24 protein-coding genes are annotated in these 21,322 nt (G+C 33.1%); 22 read left to right on the top strand and 2 right to left on the bottom strand.

Going from position 1 to position 21,322, the window contains the following annotated elements; all coding sequences use genetic code 11:
- The first annotated feature begins 18 nt into the window (after nt 1-18).
- From rplS to trpS, 5 genes are all read left to right on the top strand, one after another.
- Complete coding sequence (rplS, locus tag THEBR_RS06450; protein ID WP_003866683.1) at nt 19-363, top strand: 50S ribosomal protein L19; 345 nt, start codon at nt 19-21, stop codon at nt 361-363.
- Between the two features lie 44 nt (nt 364-407).
- Nucleotides 408-1,241: a ribosome biogenesis GTPase YlqF gene (gene ylqF / locus THEBR_RS06445; protein ID WP_012269371.1), complete on the top strand. Its 834-nt coding sequence runs from the start codon at nt 408-410 to the stop codon at nt 1,239-1,241.
- Nucleotides 1,242-1,257: 16 nt separating this feature from the next.
- Nucleotides 1,258-2,790 carry a YifB family Mg chelatase-like AAA ATPase gene (locus THEBR_RS06440; RefSeq protein ID WP_012269370.1) on the top strand — a complete coding sequence of 511 codons (1,533 nt, stop codon included), beginning with the start codon at nt 1,258-1,260 and terminating at the stop codon, nt 2,788-2,790.
- A gap of 63 nt (nt 2,791-2,853) precedes the next feature.
- Nucleotides 2,854-3,720, top strand: a complete 867-nt coding sequence (locus THEBR_RS06435; RefSeq protein WP_004396177.1) for a YitT family protein — start codon at nt 2,854-2,856, stop codon at nt 3,718-3,720.
- 81 nt (nt 3,721-3,801) lie between these two features.
- Entirely contained in the window at nt 3,802-4,785 is a 984-nt protein-coding gene (gene trpS, locus THEBR_RS06430; protein WP_004396178.1) for a tryptophan--tRNA ligase, read from the top strand.
- On the opposite strand, the gene THEBR_RS06425 is transcribed toward trpS, so the two are convergent.
- On the bottom strand, nt 4,774-5,145 hold the full coding sequence (locus THEBR_RS06425) for a YraN family protein (RefSeq protein WP_004396179.1): 372 nt from the start codon (nt 5,143-5,145) through the stop codon (nt 4,774-4,776). The two genes, trpS and THEBR_RS06425, sit on opposite strands and share 12 nt — an antisense overlap.
- 6 nt (nt 5,146-5,151) lie before the next feature.
- Nucleotides 5,152-5,880, bottom strand: a complete 729-nt coding sequence (locus tag THEBR_RS06420; protein ID WP_004396180.1) for a ribonuclease HII — start codon at nt 5,878-5,880, stop codon at nt 5,152-5,154.
- Between the two features lie 89 nt (nt 5,881-5,969).
- Here THEBR_RS06420 and dprA point away from each other — a divergent pair, with 89 nt between their 5' ends.
- The 17 genes from dprA (at nt 5,970) to THEBR_RS06335 (ending at nt 21,279) form a co-directional block, all read left to right on the top strand.
- Nucleotides 5,970-7,058: a DNA-processing protein DprA gene (dprA, locus tag THEBR_RS06415; RefSeq protein ID WP_004396181.1), complete on the top strand. Its 1,089-nt coding sequence runs from the start codon at nt 5,970-5,972 to the stop codon at nt 7,056-7,058.
- Between the two features lie 50 nt (nt 7,059-7,108).
- Nucleotides 7,109-9,190, top strand: coding sequence for a type I DNA topoisomerase (gene topA / locus THEBR_RS06410; protein WP_004396182.1), 2,082 nt, complete (start codon nt 7,109-7,111; stop codon nt 9,188-9,190).
- A gap of 79 nt (nt 9,191-9,269) precedes the next feature.
- Nucleotides 9,270-9,800: an ATP-dependent protease subunit HslV gene (gene hslV / locus THEBR_RS06405; protein WP_003869177.1), complete on the top strand. Its 531-nt coding sequence runs from the start codon at nt 9,270-9,272 to the stop codon at nt 9,798-9,800.
- A 12-nt stretch (nt 9,801-9,812) separates the two neighbouring features.
- On the top strand, nt 9,813-11,192 hold the full coding sequence (hslU, locus tag THEBR_RS06400; RefSeq protein ID WP_003869176.1) for an ATP-dependent protease ATPase subunit HslU: 1,380 nt from the start codon (nt 9,813-9,815) through the stop codon (nt 11,190-11,192).
- A 34-nt stretch (nt 11,193-11,226) separates the two neighbouring features.
- A complete protein-coding gene (gene codY, locus THEBR_RS06395; RefSeq protein ID WP_003869175.1) occupies nt 11,227-11,979 on the top strand; it encodes a GTP-sensing pleiotropic transcriptional regulator CodY in 753 nt (250 codons plus the stop codon).
- Between the two features lie 295 nt (nt 11,980-12,274).
- The gene (gene flgB, locus THEBR_RS06390; RefSeq protein ID WP_003866698.1) at nt 12,275-12,682 is read left to right on the top strand and encodes a flagellar basal body rod protein FlgB; all 408 of its coding nucleotides are present in this window, start codon (nt 12,275-12,277) and stop codon (nt 12,680-12,682) included.
- 6 nt (nt 12,683-12,688) lie between these two features.
- Complete coding sequence (gene flgC / locus THEBR_RS06385; protein WP_003866699.1) at nt 12,689-13,132, top strand: flagellar basal body rod protein FlgC; 444 nt, start codon at nt 12,689-12,691, stop codon at nt 13,130-13,132.
- A 6-nt stretch (nt 13,133-13,138) separates the two neighbouring features.
- The gene (gene fliE, locus THEBR_RS06380) at nt 13,139-13,435 is read left to right on the top strand and encodes a flagellar hook-basal body complex protein FliE (RefSeq protein ID WP_003866700.1); all 297 of its coding nucleotides are present in this window, start codon (nt 13,139-13,141) and stop codon (nt 13,433-13,435) included.
- A gap of 27 nt (nt 13,436-13,462) precedes the next feature.
- Nucleotides 13,463-14,974: a flagellar basal-body MS-ring/collar protein FliF gene (gene fliF / locus THEBR_RS06375; RefSeq protein WP_012269369.1), complete on the top strand. Its 1,512-nt coding sequence runs from the start codon at nt 13,463-13,465 to the stop codon at nt 14,972-14,974.
- An 11-nt stretch (nt 14,975-14,985) separates the two neighbouring features.
- Entirely contained in the window at nt 14,986-15,993 is a 1,008-nt protein-coding gene (gene fliG, locus THEBR_RS06370) for a flagellar motor switch protein FliG (RefSeq protein ID WP_003866702.1), read from the top strand.
- Nucleotides 15,986-16,756: a FliH/SctL family protein gene (locus THEBR_RS06365; protein WP_003866703.1), complete on the top strand. Its 771-nt coding sequence runs from the start codon at nt 15,986-15,988 to the stop codon at nt 16,754-16,756. Before fliG ends, THEBR_RS06365 begins: the two co-directional genes overlap by 8 nt.
- Complete coding sequence (gene fliI / locus THEBR_RS06360) at nt 16,749-18,062, top strand: flagellar protein export ATPase FliI (RefSeq protein ID WP_012268725.1); 1,314 nt, start codon at nt 16,749-16,751, stop codon at nt 18,060-18,062. Before THEBR_RS06365 ends, fliI begins: the two co-directional genes overlap by 8 nt.
- Before the next feature lie 6 nt (nt 18,063-18,068).
- The gene (gene fliJ / locus THEBR_RS06355; RefSeq protein ID WP_009052413.1) at nt 18,069-18,512 is read left to right on the top strand and encodes a flagellar export protein FliJ; all 444 of its coding nucleotides are present in this window, start codon (nt 18,069-18,071) and stop codon (nt 18,510-18,512) included.
- 10 nt (nt 18,513-18,522) lie between these two features.
- A complete protein-coding gene (locus tag THEBR_RS06350; RefSeq protein WP_009052412.1) occupies nt 18,523-19,101 on the top strand; it encodes a MotE family protein in 579 nt (192 codons plus the stop codon).
- A gap of 16 nt (nt 19,102-19,117) precedes the next feature.
- Nucleotides 19,118-20,491: a flagellar hook-length control protein FliK gene (locus THEBR_RS06345; RefSeq protein WP_009052411.1), complete on the top strand. Its 1,374-nt coding sequence runs from the start codon at nt 19,118-19,120 to the stop codon at nt 20,489-20,491.
- A 14-nt stretch (nt 20,492-20,505) separates the two neighbouring features.
- Nucleotides 20,506-20,901: a flagellar hook capping FlgD N-terminal domain-containing protein gene (locus THEBR_RS06340; protein ID WP_009052410.1), complete on the top strand. Its 396-nt coding sequence runs from the start codon at nt 20,506-20,508 to the stop codon at nt 20,899-20,901.
- A gap of 9 nt (nt 20,902-20,910) precedes the next feature.
- The gene (locus THEBR_RS06335; protein WP_003866709.1) at nt 20,911-21,279 is read left to right on the top strand and encodes a TIGR02530 family flagellar biosynthesis protein; all 369 of its coding nucleotides are present in this window, start codon (nt 20,911-20,913) and stop codon (nt 21,277-21,279) included.
- Nucleotides 21,280-21,322 lie beyond the last annotated feature (43 nt).

Here is a 21,322-nt window from a genome sequence, read left to right as displayed (position 1 = left end):
TGGAAGGAGGGAAAAATAATGGACTTAATAAAAGCAGTTGAAAGTCAGCAGATGAGAAAAGACTTAACTCCTTTTAATGTAGGAGATACTATAAGGGTACATTATAAGGTTATTGAAGGAGATAGGGAAAGAATTCAGCCTTTTGAAGGGATAGTAATTAAAAAGAGTGGATCAGGTTTAAGAGAGACTTTCACTGTAAGACGTGTATCTTATGGCGTTGGAGTTGAAAGGACTTTTCCACTTCACTCTCCCAGAATTGAAAAGATAGAGGTTATAAGGAGAGGTAAAGTCAGAAGAGCAAAATTGTATTATTTGAGAAAGAGAGTAGGAAAAGCTGCTACAAAGATAAAGGAATTAATGTAAAAAGGGGTTATAAACCCCTTTTTTAAATATGTGGAGGAATTGATATGATACAGTGGTATCCTGGACATATGGCAAAATCTAAAAAGGAGATAGTTTCTAACCTTAAGTTAGTAGATGTAGTATACGAAATAGTAGATGCGAGAATACCTAAAAGCAGTAGAAACCCGGATATTGATGATATTGTAAAAAATAAGAAAAGGATCATTCTTCTCAATAAAGCTGATTTGGCTGATGATGTAATTACGGATTTATGGATAGAATATTTCAAGGGAAAGGGAATAGAAGCGGTAAAAGTTAATTCAATTACAGGATTTGGCCTTAAAGAGATAAATGAAGCAACTAACAAAGTTTGTCAAGATATTTTGGAGAAGAAAAAGCAAAAAGGAATGATTCCAAGGCTGAGAGGAATGATTGTAGGTGTTCCAAATGTCGGTAAATCTACTTTTATTAATAAATTAATTGGCAGTAAAAGGGCAAAGACTGGCGATAAGCCGGGGGTGACAAGGGCTTTGCATTGGATAAAAACTCCTTATTTCGACCTTTTGGACACTCCTGGCATACTCTGGCCAAAATTTGACGATAAAAAAGTAGGAATTATGTTAGCAATTACTGGAGCTATAAAAGATGAAATATTGGACATAGAAGAAATAGCATTAAACTTAGTAGCAATCTTAAAAAAGTATTATCCCAATTATTTGATGTCCCGCTATAAAATTGATAAAATAGTAAATGAGGATTTTGAACTTTTAAAAGAAATAGGTAAAAAAAGAGGTTGTTTACTTGCAAGGGGAGAAGTAGATACATTAAAAACTTCTCATATTTTGTTGGAGGATTTTCGAAAGGGGAAATTAGGGAGGATTTCTCTGGAAAGACCATAAGGGGGATTTGATTTTTATGCTTTCTAAAGTAAAAAGTATGGCAGTCTTGGGGATAAATGCCTATGTGGTAGAGGTGGAGGTAGATTTATCTACTGGAATTCCTTCTTTTGATATTGTAGGCTTGGGTGATACAGAAGTTAAGGAAGCAAGAGACAGAGTAAGGTCTGCTATCAAAAACAGCGGCTTTGAATTTCCTCTCAAAAAAATCACTGTAAATTTAGCACCAGCTGATACTAAAAAAGAAGGCACTGCTTTCGATTTGCCTTTAGCAGTAGGGATTTTAAAATGCACAGAGGAGATAAAAGTGGAAAAAGAAGACATAGCCTTTGTAGGTGAACTTTCTTTGGACGGAAGTCTAAGAGGCGTAAATGGTATACTGCCAATGGTAATAGGGGCAAAGGAAAAAGGTATTTCCTCTATTGTTGTTCCTTATGAAAATGCACATGAAGCGGCAGTTGTAGAGGGGATAAAAGTATATCCTATGAAAAATTTAAAAGAAGTGGTTGAATTTTTAAATGGAGATAGGGAAATAGAATCTTTTACTTTAGATATTAATAGTTTTTTTGATAATGTAGAATACGACGTAGATTTTGCTGAAGTAAAAGGGCAGGAAAATGCAAAAAGGGTACTTGAGATTGCCGCTGCCGGAGGCCACAATGTGCTAATGATTGGCCCTCCTGGAGCGGGTAAAACTATGTTGGCAAGGCGTTTTCCTACTATTCTTCCTCAGTTAAGTTTTGAAGAGGCTTTAGAAGTTACCAAGATATACAGTATAGCAGGATTGCTTCCAAAAGGTACGCCTCTTATCACTACTCGACCTTTTAGAGCTCCTCATCATACTATCTCTACAGTTGCTTTAGTTGGGGGAGGAAAATATCCTAAGCCTGGGGAAGTATCCCTTGCCCACTATGGAGTGTTATTTTTAGATGAGATTCCTGAATTTAAAAAAGATGCAATAGAAGTTTTAAGGCAGCCGTTAGAAGATGAAGTGGTTACAATTACTCGTGTAAATGGTAGCTTTAGTTATCCAAGTAAATTTATTTTAATTTTAGCTATGAATCCTTGTCCTTGTGGCTATTATGGAGATGATACTCACGAATGCCATTGCAGTGTAAATGAAATAAGAAGATACCAAAATAAAATTTCAGGACCTTTGTTAGATAGAATTGATTTACATGTGGAGGTAAAACCTCTTAAAAAAGATAAATATTTCGAAGAAGAAACGCCATCGGAAAGTTCCAAGGAAATTCGCGAACGAGTTATAAAAGCACGAGAAATGCAACTTAAAAGGTATAAAGGTACTGGTATATACTTTAATTCTCAATTAAAAGGAAATATGTTAAAAAAATATTGCAAACTTGATGAAGATACTAAAAAATTTTTAAATGAGGCTTTCGAGAAGTTTTATTTAAGTGCAAGAGGATATAATAAAATTTTAAAAGTTGCTCGTACAATTGCTGATTTGGAAGGTGCAGAAAATATTAAGTTTGAGCATGTAGCAGAAGCATTACAGTATAGGATTGTTGATAGCAAATATTGGCATAAATAAAAATTACAATAAAAATTTTATGTAAAGTAATTAATTCTCAAATGTGATAAGAAGGTGTTAGCTTTGGAGATAACAAGTTTTTTTAATAGGGAAAGTATAAAAAATATTTTCTTTATTCTTATAGGGACTTTAATGTCTGCTATTGGTATTAACATGTTTATTGTTCATGCTAAACTTTTAAGTGGAGGAGTCTCTGGTATTGCACTTATTATACAGTATTTAACCAAGTTTCCTGCAGGATACACTATATTTTTGCTAAACATCCCACTTTTAATTTTGAGCTATAAAAAAGTAAATTTAAGGTTTACAATTTTTACTATTATAGGTACTGTATCACTTTCTTTGTTTTTGGTGCTTACTTATTCAATAAAAAATATATTACATATAAATGATCCATTACTTTTGAGTTTATACGGCGGAGTGTTAAATGGTTTAGGTATGGGAATAGTTTTTAGTAATCACGGGTCAACTGGCGGTTTAGATATAATTTCTGTAATTGTAAAAAAGAAATATGATAATTTTGAAATTGGGCATATTTCTTTTATTGTTAACTTTTTTATCGTAGCCATTGGAGCTATATTTTTTGGTTTGACCAGTGCTCTTTACACTCTTGTCTCAATGTACATTACTTCCTACATGGTAGATAAAACTCTAAAGGGATTTAATAGACAAAAAATGGTACTTATAGTTACTGACAAAGTAGAAGAAGTGAGTAAAGAGATAATGACCACATTAAAAAGGGGGGTTACTTTGTTACATGGAGAAGGAGCTTATACTAAGGAGAGTAAAAAGGTTTTATACTCTATTGTGTCTTTAACACAGCTTCCACAACTTAAACTTATTGTACACCAAATAGATGAAAATGCTTTTATCTCTATATTAGATGTAGCCGAAGTTCATGGAAAAGGATTTATGAGGGAATTATTTTAAATTTCATTGCAAATTTTGAAATTTTCTCTTATAATTTTTTCTAAACGACATAAAATACTCAATTGAAAAGGAGTTGATAGCTTGAAAAAAGTTTTTTCAGGAGTACAACCCTCGGGAGACATTCACATAGGTAATTACTTGGGTGCAATGAGACAATTTGTTGCTCTACAAGAAGATTATGAGTGCTTTTTTTGTGCCGTTGATTTACATGCTTTAACAGTTCCTCAAGACCCTAAAGTTTTAAAGGAAAAAACTATTGAATTGGCAGCACTTTACCTTGCAATAGGTTTAGATCCTAAAAAAGTTACCATTTTTATTCAGTCTCACGTTCCTGCCCATGCAGAATTGGCATGGTTGCTACAATGTATAACCTATTTTGGTGAATTGAGCAGGATGACACAATTTAAGGATAAAAGCAAAGGAAAGGAATCTGTTTCAGTTGGACTTTTTACATATCCGGACTTGATGGCAGCAGATATACTTTTATACAATACCCATTATGTTCCTGTAGGAGAAGACCAAAAGCAGCACTTAGAACTGACAAGAGACATTGCGCAGCGTTTTAACAACAGATTTGGTGAAACTTTTGTAGTTCCTGAGCCTATGATTTTAAAACTTGGTGCGAGAATAATGAGTCTTACTGACCCTACTAAAAAGATGAGTAAAAGTGACAGTGATCCAAATAACAGAATCAATCTTTTGGATGAGCCTTCTGTAATCAAAAAGAAAATAATGAGAGCAGTGACTGATTCTGAGACTGAAATAAAGCTTGATTGGGAAAACAAACCGGGTGTTAGCAATCTTTTGACTATTTATAGTTTATTTACAGGTATGGAAATAGAAGAAGTTGTAAATAAATTTAAAGGACAGGGTTATGGCACTTTAAAGAAAGAATTAGCAGAGGTTGTAATAGATAAATTGACTGTTATACAAAAAAATTATAAAGACCTCAGTAGAGATTATGTTTTGAAGGTTTTAAAGGAAGGGGCGGAAAGAGCTCAAGCTGTTGCAGAAAAAACTTTGAAAGAAGTAAAAGAAAAGATGGGATTGATATTAAAAGATTAAAAAGGCGTTTGGGAAATGACTTAGTTTTTCAAAGGCTAATGTATCAGGATTTAAATAAACCTCAATCACGTCAAAACGAGGCTGAAAATTTCGAAATTTTTCTGTTGAAGCCAAGTACAACTGGGCAATTTTCAATATTCTTTGTTGTTTATGAAAATTTACAGCTTCACTTCCAGTTCCAAAAGAGGTAGAGGTTCTTGTTTTTACCTCTACAAAAACTATTTCTTTTTTGAATAGAGCTATTATATCTATTTCCCCAATTTTGCATTTAAAATTTTTCTCTAAAATTTTATAACCTGATTTTAATAGATATTGGGCAGCTATTTTTTCTCCTAAGCTGCCTATTGTTTTTTTGTTCAATGTTTTTCATCCTTTCAGAATTTTTTCAATAAAAGTCTTTCTGTGGATAGGACAGGGACCGTATTTTTTTAAAGCTTCAATATGTTCTTTTGTACCATAACCTTTGTTTTTTTCAAAATTATACTGAGGATAGATTTTGTGGTATTCTTTCATTATTTTATCTCTTTCAACCTTTGCCAGTATAGAGGCAGCAGCTATAGAAATACTTTTTGAATCTCCTTTTACTATCGCTTTTTGATTTATCTCTATTTGAGGAATGGTAATAGCATCTACTAAAAGGTAATCAATTTTTTGTTGTATTTTTGAAATAGCAATCTGCATGGCTTTGTAGGTAGCATTTAATATATTTATTTTATCAATTTCTTCGCAATCAACTATTCCAATGGCATACGAGATAGCTACTTTTTTTATTACCTCTGACAATACTTCTCTTTTTTCTTCAGATAGTTTTTTCGAGTCATTTATCTCAGGGATGAAAACTTCTTTAGGAAGTATTACACAGGCGGCGACTACTGGTCCTACTAAAGGACCTCTTCCCGCCTCGTCTACTCCAGCAATGAAATTTAAATTTAATTGATATAATTGATTTTCATAGTATTTTAGATTATTTATTCTTTCTGTTTCTTTTTCAAGCCACTTTTTAGCCGCTTCATTTAAGCTGAGAGATTGAAAGTCACAAAAGGGATTTTGGTATAAATAGTTTTTGAGTTGGCGTAGGTTATATAAGTTTGACATTGTATCACCTTTCTTTTTTCTTTATTTTATCACAGGTTATGTATTATAATAAAGATAATTAGGGAAAACGATGTTAAAGGGGAGCAATTATGGAAAGGGAAAAGATTTTTAAAATATGGTTAAGTACTGTCAAAGGAATAGGGTATAAAAGTTTTGTTCAATTGATGGAATTTTTCAAAACTGCGGAAGGTGTGTATAAAGCAAAAGAAATTGATATTTTTAAAGCAATAGGAAATAGAAAATTAGTACAAAATATAATAGAAGCTCAGAAGTTGAACCCTTTTGATTATATAGAAAGATTGCAAAATTCAAAAATAAGTGTATATACATTAGAAGAGGAGGAATATCCGAAAGAATTAAAAAATATTTATGATCCACCTCCTGTTTTATATTTGAAGGGGAATATAAATTTAAAAGATAATTTGCGCATTGCCATGGTGGGCGCAAGAAATGCTACTTTTTATGGAAAACAAGTGGCACAAAAATTGGCATATGAGCTGTCAGAAAGAGGTATAACAGTTGTAAGTGGCATGGCAAGAGGAATTGATAGTTTTTCTCATATAGGAGCGTTGAAGGGAAGAGGAAAAACTATTGCTGTTTTGGGAAATGGCATAAACATAGTTTATCCAAGAGAAAATAAAAAGCTGATGGAGCAAATTAGTGAGGAGGGATTGCTGGTTTCAGAGTTTCCTCTTGATTCTCCTCCACTGCCACAAAATTTTCCTCTGAGGAATAGAATCATAAGCGGGTTATCTCTTGGGGTAGTTGTGATAGAAGCAGGAATAAAAAGTGGATCTTTATTGACGGCTCAATTTGCCTTAGAACAAGGAAGAGAGGTTTTTGCAGTACCTGGGAATATAACGAGTGCTTATAGCAGAGGAACAAATGAGCTCATAAAACAAGGTGCGAAAATTGTAATTGGTGTTGAGGATATTTTAGAAGAATTTAATTTAAGAGAGGATGTACAACAAAAGATTGAGGAAAATCTTATGTCTTCTCTGACGGAGGAAGAGAAAGAAGTGTACGATTTTATTTGTGAAGCTCCAAGAGATATAGAAGAAATAGCAGGCTATGTGAAAATAAAAATCTCAAAAGTTAATGCAATTTTATCTTCTTTAATGTTAAAAGGTATGATTGAAAAACTTCCTGGCAATAAATATGAGAAAAAAATATTTTGATAATTGTCAAAAACTTTGATATAATTATAAATTGTTTTGGAGGTGTCGAAATGGCAAAATCTCTAGTTATTGTGGAATCTCCAGCTAAAGCTAAGACTATATCTAAATTTTTAGGCAAAAATTTTAAAGTAGCAGCCTCCATGGGACATGTTAGGGATTTGCCTAAAAGTCAATTAGGTATCGATATTGAAAACAATTTTGCTCCTAGGTACATAACTATTCGGGGAAAAGGGGCTATTATAGAGAATTTAAAAAAAGAAGCAAAGGATGCAGATAAAATTTTTTTGGCCACTGACCCTGACAGAGAAGGAGAAGCAATTTCCTGGCATATTGCCCAATTGTTAAATTTGAATATTGAGGAGCCTTGTCGCATAGAATTTCACGAGATCACAAAAAATGCAGTGCAAACTGCTCTTAAAAGCCCTCGCTCTATAGATTTAAATTTGGTAGATGCGCAACAAGCCAGGAGAATTCTTGATAGATTAGTAGGATATAAAATAAGTCCCCTTCTTTGGAAAAAAATAAAGAGGGGATTAAGTGCAGGCAGAGTTCAATCAGTAGCAGCTAGGCTTATCTGCGACAGAGAAAGAGAAATAGAAGCCTTTGTGCCAGAAGAATATTGGAGTATTACCGTGATTCTCTCTGATAAGAAAAACTCTGGCAAGTTTGAGGCAAAATTCTACGGTACCAAAGAGGATAAAGTTGAGTTAAAGACAAAAGAAGATGTAGACAAAATATTAGCAGCATTGTCTGAAGAATACATTATAGATAAAGTAAAAACAGGTGTCAAAAAGAGAAATCCTTCTCCACCTTTTATCACTAGTACTTTACAACAAGAAGCTTCGAGAAAATTGGGATTTACTGCAAAAAAAACTATGTTAATTGCACAACAATTATATGAGGGGGTAGAAATCAAAGGAGAAGGCAGTGTAGGTCTTATTACTTATATAAGGACAGATTCTACAAGGGTCGCAAATGAAGCTAAGGCAGAGGTATATAAATATATAGTTGAAAAGTTTGGAAAAGGGTATGCCAATCCTGAAGCAAATTATGTTTCTAAAAGAGCCAATGTGCAGGATGCTCATGAAGCTATAAGACCTACTTCTATTTACAGGGATCCCGAGAGTATAAAGGATTCCTTAACGCCAGACCAATATAAATTGTACAAATTAGTTTGGAGTAGATTCATAGCAAGTCAAATGGCACCTGCAATTTACGATACTGTTTCTATGGACATAGTAAATAATGGATATGTTTTTAAAGCCTCAGGGTCTAGCATTAAATTTTTAGGTTTTATGACAGTGTATGTAGAAGGAACAGATATGCAAGAAGAGGAAGAAAAAACTGTACCTGTACTTCAAGAAGGGACCAAATTGTTTTTAGAGGAATTAAAGCCAATGCAACATTTTACCCAGCCTCCGCCTCGATATACAGAAGCTTCTTTGATTAAAGAATTGGAGGAAAAAGGAATAGGTCGTCCCAGCACTTATGCTCCTACTATCTCTACTTTGTTAGAAAGAGGATATGTGGTAAAAGATAAAAAGAATTTAAAACCTACAGAATTAGGTTTTATTGTAACAGACGCATTAAAGGAGTTCTTTTCAAAAATTGTAGATGTAAAATTTACTGCTGAGATGGAAGAGCAGCTAGATAAGATTGAAGAAGGTCAAGTGAAATGGTATGAAGTAGTGGAAGAGTTTTATAAAGACTTTTACAAAACTTTGAAGATTGCAGAAGAACAAATGGAAGAGATAGAGGTAAAGGAAGAAGTAGAAGTAACTGACATTAAATGTGAACTTTGTGGAAGAAATATGGTTGTAAAGAAAGGCAGGTATGGAAAATTTCTTGCTTGTTCTGGTTTTCCTGAATGCAAAAATACAAAACCTTTATACGAAAAGGTTGGTGTTAAATGCCCTAAATGTGGTGGAGAAATTGTAAAGAAAAAGAGCAAAAAAGGCCGAACTTATTACGCTTGCGAAAATGCACCTGATTGCGATTTTATATTGTGGGACAAACCTGTTGAGGAAAAATGTCCTGTTTGTGGTAGCATGTTAATAGAAAAAAATACAAAAAATGTACATATACTAAAATGTTCTAATCCAGGATGTGATTATCAAAAAGAAGTTAAATGAATTTAACAAAAATTTTGAATTAATTCTTGAAGCATTGTGAAAAATGTGTTAATATTAAACTATCTAAAGGGGTGTAAACATGTTTAAGGGTACTACCATAATTGCTGTGAGAAAAGGCGATAAAGTATCAGTGGCTGGTGATGGACAGATTACCTTTGGAGAAAATACAATTTTAAAACATGGAGCGAAAAAAATTAGAAGATTATATAATGGAGAAGTAATAGTAGGATTTGCTGGTTCGGTAGCTGATGCTTTGACTCTTTCGCAAAAATTTGAAGAAAAACTTGAGCAGTATGGAGGTAATTTAAAAAGAGCAGCAGTAGAATTGGCACAGGAATGGAGAAAAGACAAGATTTTAAGAAAGTTAGAAGCTCTTTTGATTGCGGTAGATAAAAAGGATACTTTACTTATTTCTGGCACTGGTGAAGTTATTGAGCCAGATGAGGATGTGATTGGGATAGGATCTGGAGGAAATTATGCTATGGCTGCAGCCTTAGCGCTACGGTATAATACTGATTTAGATACAGAAGATATAGCAAAAAAAGCTTTAGAGATAGCTTCAAAGATTTGTGTTTACACTAATAACAACATAACAGTTGAGACTTTATAGGGGGTGCTCTAAGTGAAGAATTATACTCCCAAGGAGATTGTAGAGGAATTAGATAAGTATATTGTAGGACAAAAGGAAGCTAAAAAGTCAGTAGCAGTGGCTTTAAGAAATAGATATAGGAGAAATCTTTTACCTGACGATTTTAAAGAAGAAGTGACCCCCAAAAATATAATTATGGTAGGCCCTACTGGAGTAGGAAAGACAGAAATTGCTCGAAGAATTGCGAAATTAGTAGAAGCTCCTTTTGTAAAAGTGGAGGCTACTAAGTTTACTGAGGTAGGATACGTAGGACGAGATGTAGATTCCATGGTGAGAGACCTTGTAGAGGCTGCTGTAAGAATGGTAAAAGAGGAAAAATTAAAAAAAGTTACTGAAAAAGCGAAGAAAATTGCAGAAGATAGGCTAATTGATTACATAATTGGAAAAAGAAAAAAACAAACTAAAAATCCTTTTGAAGTATTGTTTAATTATCCTTCTGCCGAGAAAAGTGAAGAGACAGAAGAAGAAAGTATGCAATACAAAAGAGAAGAAATAAGGCAAAAGTTAAGAAATGGCGAGCTAGATAATTATGTAGTGGAAATAGAAGTAACAGATACATCTACACCAATGCTTGAGATGTATACTAATTTAGGGTCCGAAGAAATGAACATAAATTTGCAAGATATATTTGCTGACATTTTACCTAAAAAGAAAAAAATTAAAAAAGTTCCTGTGTATGAAGCAAAAAGAATTCTAGAGTCTGAAGAAGCTCAAAACCTTATAGATATGGATGAAGTAATTGAAGAGGCTATTAAAAGAGCAGAAAACGATGGAATAATTTTCATAGATGAAATTGACAAAATTGCCAGCAGCGGTTATACAGCAGGACCAGATGTATCAAGGGAAGGAGTTCAAAGGGATATTCTTCCTATAATTGAAGGTTGTACAGTAATGACAAAATACGGTCCTGTTAAGACAGACCATATATTGTTTATAGCAGCTGGTGCTTTTAACGTTGCAAAAGTGTCTGATTTAATCCCTGAGCTACAAGGAAGATTTCCTGTAAGAGTTAATTTAAAACCTCTCACAAAAGAGGACTTTATAAGAATATTAAAGGAGCCTAAAAATGCTCTTACAAAACAGTATCAAGAGCTTTTAAGAACAGAAGGAATAGAAGTTAAATACACTGATGAAGCAATTGAGGCTATTGCAGAAGTAGCATATCTTATAAATCAACAATCGGAGGACATTGGCGCAAGAAGATTGCACACTGTCATGGAGAAGTTGTTTGAAGAATTATCTTTTAATGCGCCAGAATTGGGAGGGCAGCAAATAGTGATAACTGAAGAGTATGTAAAAGAGCAATTAAAAGATAGTCTAAATAAATACGAAGTTAGTAAATACATTTTATGATAATAAAAAATAAAAACATAGGAGGATTAGAAATATGAGCACACTATTAGAAAAAACTAGAAAAGTAAATCGAATTTTGCAAAAAACAGGAATTCAACCAGTTGATTTTAATGAAATGGCCAATATTTTAAAAGATGTCATTGAGGCCAACGTATATATTTTGAGTAGAAAGGGTAAAGTATTGGGTTATAGTATATTAAAAGATTATGGAAATGACATTTTTGCTCAAAGTAAAATAATACCTGAAGAATATAATGACAAACTTTTGCGAGTGACGGAGACGCTGGCTAATGATAAAGGTAATCTTTTTAAAGAGGATAAAGTTTTATCAGATTTAATTTTGACTATAGTACCTGTCAATGGCGGTGGAGACAGGTTAGGAACTTTAGCCTTATCAAGAGGGGTAAAAGAATTTACTGACGATGACTTGATATTAGCAGAATACGGTGCTACAGTAGTTGGCCTTGAAATTTTAAGGTCAAAAAATGAAGAAATAGAGGATGAAGCAAGAAAAAGAGCAGTTGTTCAAATGGCACTAGGAACACTTTCTTACTCCGAATTAGAAGCTATAAAAAATATTTTTGAAGAGCTAAATGGAAAAGAGGGATTATTAGTTGCAAGTAAAATAGCAGATAAAGTAGGTATTACAAGGTCTGTAATTGTAAATGCCCTTAGAAAGTTTGAAAGTGCTGGCATAATTGAGTCAAGGTCTTTAGGAATGAAAGGTACCCATATAAGGGTACTAAACGATAAATTATTAGAAGAGTTAGAGAAAATGAAAAGATAAATTTAAACCCTTATTGAAAAATATAAGTCTCCGCTTTTATGCATGGGGTTGTACTTTAGCATGAAAGCAGGAGACTTAATTTTATGTAAAAGAGTCCTATAAAAATAGGACTTTTTTCTTATGGTGTAAACTATTACGGCATGATATAATATTATTCGATAAAAATTGATATTATTTTACAAAAAAGGCAGTGTTAGAACAAAGTTAAATATTTATTTTTTGGCTTATTTTAGCAGGATTTTTGGTTTGTTTGTCGAATTAAGTATAGTGTGGTCGAATAAGAGGAGGCGAGAAAATGCTGGATTTAGGAATTGAAAATATAGATTTATTACAAAAGGGATTGTACGCAGCCACTGTAAGAAACAATGTGATTGCCAATAACATCGCTAATGTGGATACTCCTAATTTCAAAAGGTCTGAAGTCAAATTTGAGGATATTTTAAAAGATGCTATAAATGGTACAAAGTTAAGAGGTTATGTTACAAACCCTAAGCACATTCCTATTGGCCCACCTGCTATTGATTCCATACAACCGGAAATTATTCAAGTAAATGACACTTCCATGAGGTTAGATGGAAATAATGTAGACATAGATGCCGAAATGGCAAATTTAGCTAAGAATCAGTTGTATTACTATGCCCTTGTGCAAAGGGTAAGTGGAGAGCTTAATTCTATCATGACTGCTGTAAAAGATGGGAGGTAATTTACAATGAACTTATTTAGTTCTATGGATATAAGTGCTTCGGGTTTGACGGCGGAAAGACTTAGAATGGACATAATTGCCCAAAATATAGCTAATGTAAATACTACAAGAACAGTTCAAGGAGGGCCTTATAGGAGAAAATTAGTGGTTTTAAAAGAAATACAACCTGACAGTTTCGAAAGCATTCTAGATAAAGTTAAAGGTAAATACAGTGGCAAAGGAGTAGAAGTTGTACAAATAGCTGAGGATGACCAAACTCCTCTTAGAGAAGTTTATGACCCTGGACATCCTGATGCTGACCAAAATGGATATGTAGAGTACCCAAATGTAAACATTGTTTCTGAAATGGTAGATATGATTTCTGCTACTCGTGCTTATGAAGCCAATGTAACAGCCTTTAATGCTTCAAAAGCTATGTTTCAAAAGTCTTTAGAAATCGGTAGGGGGTAGACATAAATGGTTAATCAAATAACACCGGTTAATCCAGTAACTTTGGATAGCACTTTAGAAGCAACACAGAATGGCAGTAAAATAGATACTTTTAGCGACTTTTTAAAAGAAGCCTTTAACAAGGTAAATGATTTACAGTTAACGGCAATGAAAAATGACCAAAAACTTGTAACTGGTGAAATTGACGATATAAATCAAGTGATGATAGATGCTGCGAAGGCTGACATTGCACTGCAGCTTACAATTCAAATAAAAAATAAAGTGCTGGAGGCCTATCAGGAAATAATGAGAATGCCATTGTAATGTCTTTAATTGAAATGAGGTGAATTAATGCCAGACTTCATTGCCAATTTTAGAGAACAACTGACAAACTTTTGGAATAAGTTTGATAAGAAACAAAAGATACAGTTAGGAATTATTGCTATTTTACTTTTTATAGGCATTTCTTTATTAGTTTACATAGTTAATAGGCCTAATTATGTAGTTTTATATTCAGATCTAAGTATAAAAGATGCAGGAGCGGTAGTTGAAAAATTAAAAACCGAATTCAAGATTCCATATAAAATATCGAACGATGGGACGACAATTTTAGTTCCTGCACAATACAAAGATGAGGTGAGGATGAAACTTGCGACAGAAGGAATCCCACAAGGGGGATTTAGCTTTCAAGACGCTATGAATAACTCCCTTGCTACAACAGACCAAGAGAGAAGACAAAAGTATTTGTATTTTCTACAAAATGAAATACAAAATTCTCTAAAAACTATAGATGGAGTGCAAGATGCTATTGTCAATATCGTAGTACCTGATCAAAATGCCTTTGTACTTTCAAATACTACTAATCAAGCTACAGCGGCTGTGATGCTAACTTTAAAGCCAGGTGTGACTTTATCCTCTTCGCAAGTCAAGGGAATCATAGATTTTGTATCTAAGAGCGTAGAAGGTTTAAAACCTGAAAATGTTACTGTAATTGATAATAATGGTAAAATTCTTACTGCAGAAAGTGATACTACTGCTGAAAATGCTAATACTCAATTTGCTCTTCAAAAAAAAGTTCAAGAAGACTTACAAAACAGCCTTCAAACATTGTTAGAACAAGTGTTTGGACCAGGTAATGTAGTTGTAAGAGCAAATGTTACTTTAAATTTTGATAAAAAGACGCAGGATACTATAGAGTATTTGCCTGTTCAAGGAAATGATAATAAAGGAATTGTAAGGAGTATACAAGAACTCAAAGAAAAAGCGACAGGTACACAAGGTGGAAGTCCAGCAGGTACTGCTACGAACAACCCTCCTGTAATTTCAACAACTGGCAATGGTACTTCTGATTACAATAGAACTGAGATTACTATAAACTACGAAATAAATCAAATTAAGACAAGTCTTGTTCAAGCACAAGGCAAGATTGAAAATATTTCAATAGCCGTCGTTATAAATCAAAATTTAAATAATTCAATGAAACAACAAATTGCTGACTTGGTTACAAAAGCTGCAGGAGGGGATTCTCTTGTACAAGTATCGGTTCAAGGAATGCAGTTTAACCAAGACCTGTTAAAAACAATGCAGCAGCAGGCAAAAGCTTCAAAGGGAGTACCAGTATATGTGTGGGCTATATTAGCGGCTTTAGTGTTAGGAGGCGGACTGTTCCTTATTATGATGAGAAGGAAGAAAAAAGAAACCTCTTTAACTACAGCTGAACAGGAGGTCTTAGCTACTGTAGAGCCTACTTATGAGATAGATTTCTCTGATAAGGACGAAAAGAAAAAACAGATAGAAAAACTTATAAAAGAAAAGCCGGATATTGTTGTTCAGATTATTAGGACATGGCTTAATGAAGAGTAGGTGGTGTTGTTATGGCGAGAGGTGCACTCACAGGCAGGCAAAAAAGTGCAATGCTTCTCATTGCGTTAGGGCCCGAGCTTTCAGCTCAAATATATAAACATTTAAGGGAAGATGAAATTGAACAATTAACTTTAGAAATAGCCAGTATAAGAAATCTTACTCCTGAAGAAAAACAAAAAGTTATAGATGAATTTTATAACATGTGCGTAGCGCAAGAGTACATAATAGAAGGTGGAATAGAATATGCAAAAGCAGTTTTAGAAAAAGCTTTAGGTACTCAAGAAGCTTTTGAGGTTATAAATAAATTGACTTCTACTTTGAAAGTAAGGCCTTTTGACTTTATAAGAAGAGCGGATCCCTCTCAAGTTTTAAATTTTATACAAAACGAACATCCTCAGACTATTGCAATGATTTTGTCTTATTTAAAGCCTCAACAAGCAGGAGCAATTCTATCCTCACTGCCTGAAAACTTACAGGCAGAAGTAGCTATGCGAATAGCAACAATGGAGAGCACTTCTCCTGAAGTAGTAAAAGAAGTTGAGAGAATTTTAGAGAGAAAATTGTCTTCCTTAGTCACACAAGATTATACTTCTTCAGGTGGTATTCAGACAATTGTAGATATACTAAATTCTGTAGATAGAAGTACAGAGAAAAATATCTTGGATACTCTTGAGTCTATAAACATTGAGTTAGTAGAAGAAATAAAGAAGAGGATGTTTATATTTGAAGATATTGTCACATTGGATTCTAGGTCTATACAGAGAGTATTGAGAGAAGTAGACAATCACGATATTGCTCTTGCACTTAAAGGTTCTAGTGAAGAAGTGCAAAGGGTTATTTATAGTAATATGTCTAAGAGACTTGCTGATATGATAAAAGAAGACATACAGTATATGGGACCTGTAAGATTAAAAGATGTAGAAGAAGCACAACAAAGAATTGTAAATATCATAAGAAAATTAGAAGATGCTGGGGAAATTGTAATATCACGAGGAGGAGGGGACGAAATTATTGTATAGGATATATAAACAAGGAGAAATAAACTTTTCCTCTCCCGTGATTTTAAGAATTGTGGAAAATGGCAATTACAAAGAAAAAGTGGAGAAAGTAATTGAATTGAGTGAACAAAGAGAGGATATAAAAAAAGAAAGTGCGGATTTAGCAAAGCAAATAATAGAAAGGGCGAGACAAGTCCAGCAAGAGATACTTAGGAAGACTAAGGAAGATGTAGAAAAAATCTTAATAGAAGCAGAGAAAAAAGCTAAGAAGATTGAAGAAGAGTATAAAGAAAAGGGCTATCAAGATGGATATACTGCAGGATATCAAGAAGGATACAAAAAAGGAGAAGAAGATGCTAAAGCTATAATAGAAGAAGCAAAGACTATTAAAGAAGAGATTATTAAAGAAAAACAACGAATGTATAAAGAAGCAGAAAGTGATATTGTAAATGTAATTTTGCTGGCGGTAGAAAAAATTGTAGGTAAATATGTGGAAGAGGATAAAGACATAATATTGAACCTTATCAAAAAAGGAATGGAAAACTACAATGCTTTTGACAAAGTAACGGTAAGGGTTAGTGAAGAGGATTATGAACACTGTATTAAAAACAAAGACAAAATTCTTAAAGACATAGAGTTTTTAGATGATGTAAATATCTTAAAAGATTTATCATTAAAAAAAGGAGATTGTGTAATTGAAACAAATTCTGGAGTGATAAACTCTGGCGTTAGTACACAACTTAAAGCTTTAAAAAACTTATTTGCGGGTGTGCTAAATGAGTAATATTGTTTTGAATAAATATAAAAAGGCTCTTCAAGAAAAAAGGCTAATTCAATATTATGGGAAAGTTTCTCAAGTAATAGGATTAACAATCGAAAGTACAGGGCCTCTTTCCAACATAGGAGAAATATGTAATATCAAGACTATTAACGGAAATACAATTTTGGCAGAAGTTGTAGGTTTTAAAGAAGAAAAAGTGTATCTCATGCCCTTAGGAAATATGGAGGGAATAGGAGCTGGCAGCAAAGTTATAGCTACAGGTCAAACCCTTAGAGTTAACGTAGGAAATGAACTCCTCGGAAGGGTATTAGACGGTTTAGGCAATCCTATAGATGGCAAAGGACCGATAAAATTTGAAAAATCTATTCCTATTAATAATGTGCCACCTGACCCTTTGGAAAGGAAGCGAATTAGAGAAGTTATGTCTCTTGGTATAAAAGCGATAGATGGACTACTTACCTGCGGCAAAGGGCAGAGAATTGGTATTTTTGCAGGAAGTGGTGTAGGAAAAAGCACGCTGTTAGGCATGATGGCAAGAAACGCGAAAGCTGATTTAAATGTAATAGCTCTCATAGGAGAAAGGGGAAGAGAAGTAAATGAATTTTTAGAAAAAGATTTGGGGGAAGAAGGCTTAAAAAAATCTGTAGTTGTAGTAGCTACTTCTGATACCCCAGCTCTTATAAGAGTAAAAGGCGCTATGACTGCAACTGCTATAGCTGAATATTTTAGAGACCAAGGGTTAGATGTTCTTTTGATGATGGATTCAGTCACTCGTTTTGCCATGGCTCAAAGAGAAGTAGGGCTTTCTATAGGGGAAGCTCCTGTTTCACGAGGTTATACTCCTTCTGTCTTTTCAGTTTTACCTAAGCTTTTAGAACGATCTGGATGTTCTAAAAAAGGCTCTATTACAGCTCTTTACACTGTGCTAGTAGATGGGGATGATTTGAATGAGCCAATTGCTGACGCAGTAAGGGGTATACTCGATGGGCACATAGTTTTGTCAAGGAAACTGGCTAATAAAAACCATTATCCTGCTATTGATGTATTAGCAAGTGTTAGCAGGGTGATAAATGACATAATTACAGAAGAACATAAAGAACTAATAGCGAGGTTTAAAGATATTTTGGCGACTTACACAGAAGCGGAGGATTTAATAAATATAGGAGCATATAATTTTGGCAGTAATCCTAAAATTGATGAGGCCATTGAGCTAAACGACAAAATGAACAATTTTCTTAGGCAGAGAATAGACGAGTCTTATGACTTTGAAACTACAAAACAACTGCTATATGAATCTATTAAAAGGTGATAAAATATGAAAAAATTCGAATTTAATTTGCAGCCAGTATTAAATTTAAAAGAACAGTCAGAAAAGATTGAAAAAGAGAAATTAGCAAAGGTCATGGCAGAGATAAATATTCAAAAAGAAGAATTACATAAATTAACTAAACATTTAAATGAAATCTTAGAAAAAACAAAAGTGGAGATGAAAGAAGGAACTACTATACATAAAATTCTTGAATCAGATGTGTATGTAAAAAAAATTCAACAGATGATTGAAGACAAAAAACTTTTAATAAAAAAGCTAGAAAAAGATGCTGATTTGATAAGAGAAAATCTTTTAAAAGTTTCAAAAGAGAAAAAGGCATTAGAGAATCTCAAGGAAAAGAGGTTTTCTGAGTACCAATACTTAATGGCTATAGAACAAAATAAATTTGTAGATGAACAAATAAGTTTTAGAGTGGCTAAATCCTATTAGGAGGATATATATGCAAAATCAAGATATACAAACAAAAAGAAACTCCAAAATTTGGCTGATAATTTTAATAATTTTTTTGATACTCGTAGGTGGAATAGTCTCAGCTGTTTACTTTAATCTATTCGGAAGTCAAACTTTTTTGAAAAAGCAATTAGCTAATGTTCCGGTTTTAGGTAGTTTAATTTCTCCAGTGCCAGTAGAAGACAAAAATACACAGATAAATAAATTAACTGACGAATTAAAAGCAAAAGATGAAAAGATTGCTGAGTACGAAACTCAATTGAAAGAAAAAGAAGACCAAATCAATAGTTTAAAAGCCGAATTGGAAAAAGTTCAAAAGGAGAGTGATTCACTCAAGCAACAGTTAGAAAATAAGCAGACTAACTTGAAAGACATAGCTAGTTATTATCAAAATATGGATCCGCAAAATGCAGCGCAAATACTCAATAACATGTCAGATGAAGATATAATAAAAATATTGAGGTACATGGATAAAGATAGTGCTTCAAAGATATTAGAATCATTAAAAGCTGAAAAGGCAGCAAAAATAACAAATATTTTATTGAAAAATGCTACTATGATTCCTTAGAAAGGAGGTGAAAAGAGTGATAGGAGTGGTGCCGGATACTGATTTATTACCATTTAAGATACAGCAGCCAAGGGCTGATAAAACCAAACCAGTTGTAGATTACAAAAAATTCCCTTCCCCAAAAGATAATAAGGCAAATAAATTTTCAGAAATGTTACAGCAACAGATGGCAATTAATGAAAATAAAGAAAATTCAACGGACAAAGTGGTATCTGATGGCAATGTTGAGTTAAATAGTCTTTTTTCAACTACACAATCACTGAAAAAAGAAAAAAATTTAAAATCTTTCCAAACAGAGGATTTATCGTTAGCAGATGTTTTCAATTGGTTGCAGCAGTTAATAAATGGATTAAACGTGGCAATTCAAAAGGATGATGGCAAGGAGTTAAGTGAAAAACAAAATTTTTATGTGGAATTGCAAAAAGAAGTACAAAAACTGATACAAGATTTTTTAAATAATGGGGTTTTGAATGTTGATAAACTATCGCAAAAAATAAGCCAGTTGTTAGAAGAAAAACTTGGTGTTAAGTTACAACCAGATGCAATAGCTACGGCAATTAAAAGTGACAACTTTAAGGAAGTTTTAAAAGTCTATAGCGATAAAAATGTAGATATAAACAACACGAACATTCAGACAACAGACTCAATTGTATTTTCACAACAAGCCATTAAAAAAGATGGGACAGATAATTTAACTCTATTAAATGAAAATTTATCTTTGATAGACAATCAGCGTATCCTTGAGGAAAATAAAGAAATCATACCAAAAACAAAGGATTCACAACCTGACTCAAATAGCAAGATTTTGACAATTAAAAATGAAAAAAATCTTGGAGAAAATCAGCAATTACAACAAAATGATTTTGCGTTTTTAAAAAATGATGGGAAGACTTTTGAAAACCAACTGATTAACCATCAAAGTTCGAAATTAAAAGAGGCTCCAGAATCACAAATTTTTGACCAAATAGTAAAGAGCATAAATTTTTTAAAAAACGACATGTTCTCTACTATAAGTATACAATTAAAACCAGAATTTTTAGGAAAACTCCAGATAAATCTTAAATCTGTAGATGGAAATATCATCGCTACTATAATAACTGATAGCGAGAAAGTGAAGCATCAAATTGAATCTAATATAGGGATTTTAAGTGCTCAATTAGATTTAAAAGGAATTAAAATAGACAGTTTTAATGTGACAGTGGATAAAAATATGCAGTTTACTTCTCAATACAATGGACAACAGCAAAGTTACAATGACAACTCACAAGAACAGAATTTGCACAGAGTATATAGTGGGTATTTACACTATGATTTGGCGGAAGCAGAAGAAACAGAAACTTTACAACAAATTTACAATATCTCACAAGACCATATAGATGTGAGGGCGTAGAAAGGAGGGATATTATGGATATAAATACTAATTACAATGTTACAAGTATTTACAACAACAGAGTATCAACTCTAAATTCTCAATTAGGAAAAGATGATTTTTTAAAACTTTTGGTTACTCAATTAAAAAATCAAGATCCTTTAAATCCTATGGATGATAGGGAATTTATTGCACAGTTAGCACAGTTTTCTACATTGGAGCAAATGCAAAACATGAATAGCAGTATTAATGCAATAAGAGCTATAAATTTGATAGGCAAAAATATATATGCTACTATTACTGACAATAATGGGAATTCTCGAACTGTGATAGGAAAAGTAGATGTTGTTTATAAGCAAAATGGAGAATACTTTTTAGAAGTGAACGGTATAGATATACCATTGGATGCTGTTACAGCTGTTTTAGAATGAGGTGATAAAATGTCTGAAATTGTAAGAATTCCACAAAACATAAATGTTAATTACTTAGCCCAGAGGGCATCAACTAATACCACGGCTTCTACATCTTTCAAAGAAGTTTTAAATGTGAAAATTGATGACCTGAAATTTTCAAAGCATTCACTTATGAGGATGGAAATGAGAAATGTTAAAATTACTCAAAGTGAATATCAAAAACTATTAGAAGCAGTGAATAAAGCTAGTGAAAAGGGAATAAAAGATTCTCTCATCATTATGAGCAACAAAGCTTTTGTGGTAAATTTAAAGTCTAAAACCGTCATAACGGCGATGGATGGGGAAATGTTGAAAAACAGTGTTTTTACAAATATAGACGGTGCTGTGATAATCTAAGCCGGACCTTAACAGGGGGCTTATCGCTTTTGAAAGACTGAGA

It is taken from the genome of Thermoanaerobacter brockii subsp. finnii Ako-1 (assembly GCF_000175295.2).
Taxonomy (GTDB): domain Bacteria; phylum Bacillota; class Thermoanaerobacteria; order Thermoanaerobacterales; family Thermoanaerobacteraceae; genus Thermoanaerobacter; species Thermoanaerobacter pseudethanolicus.
This window is presented reverse-complemented; position numbering and strand designations above follow the sequence as displayed.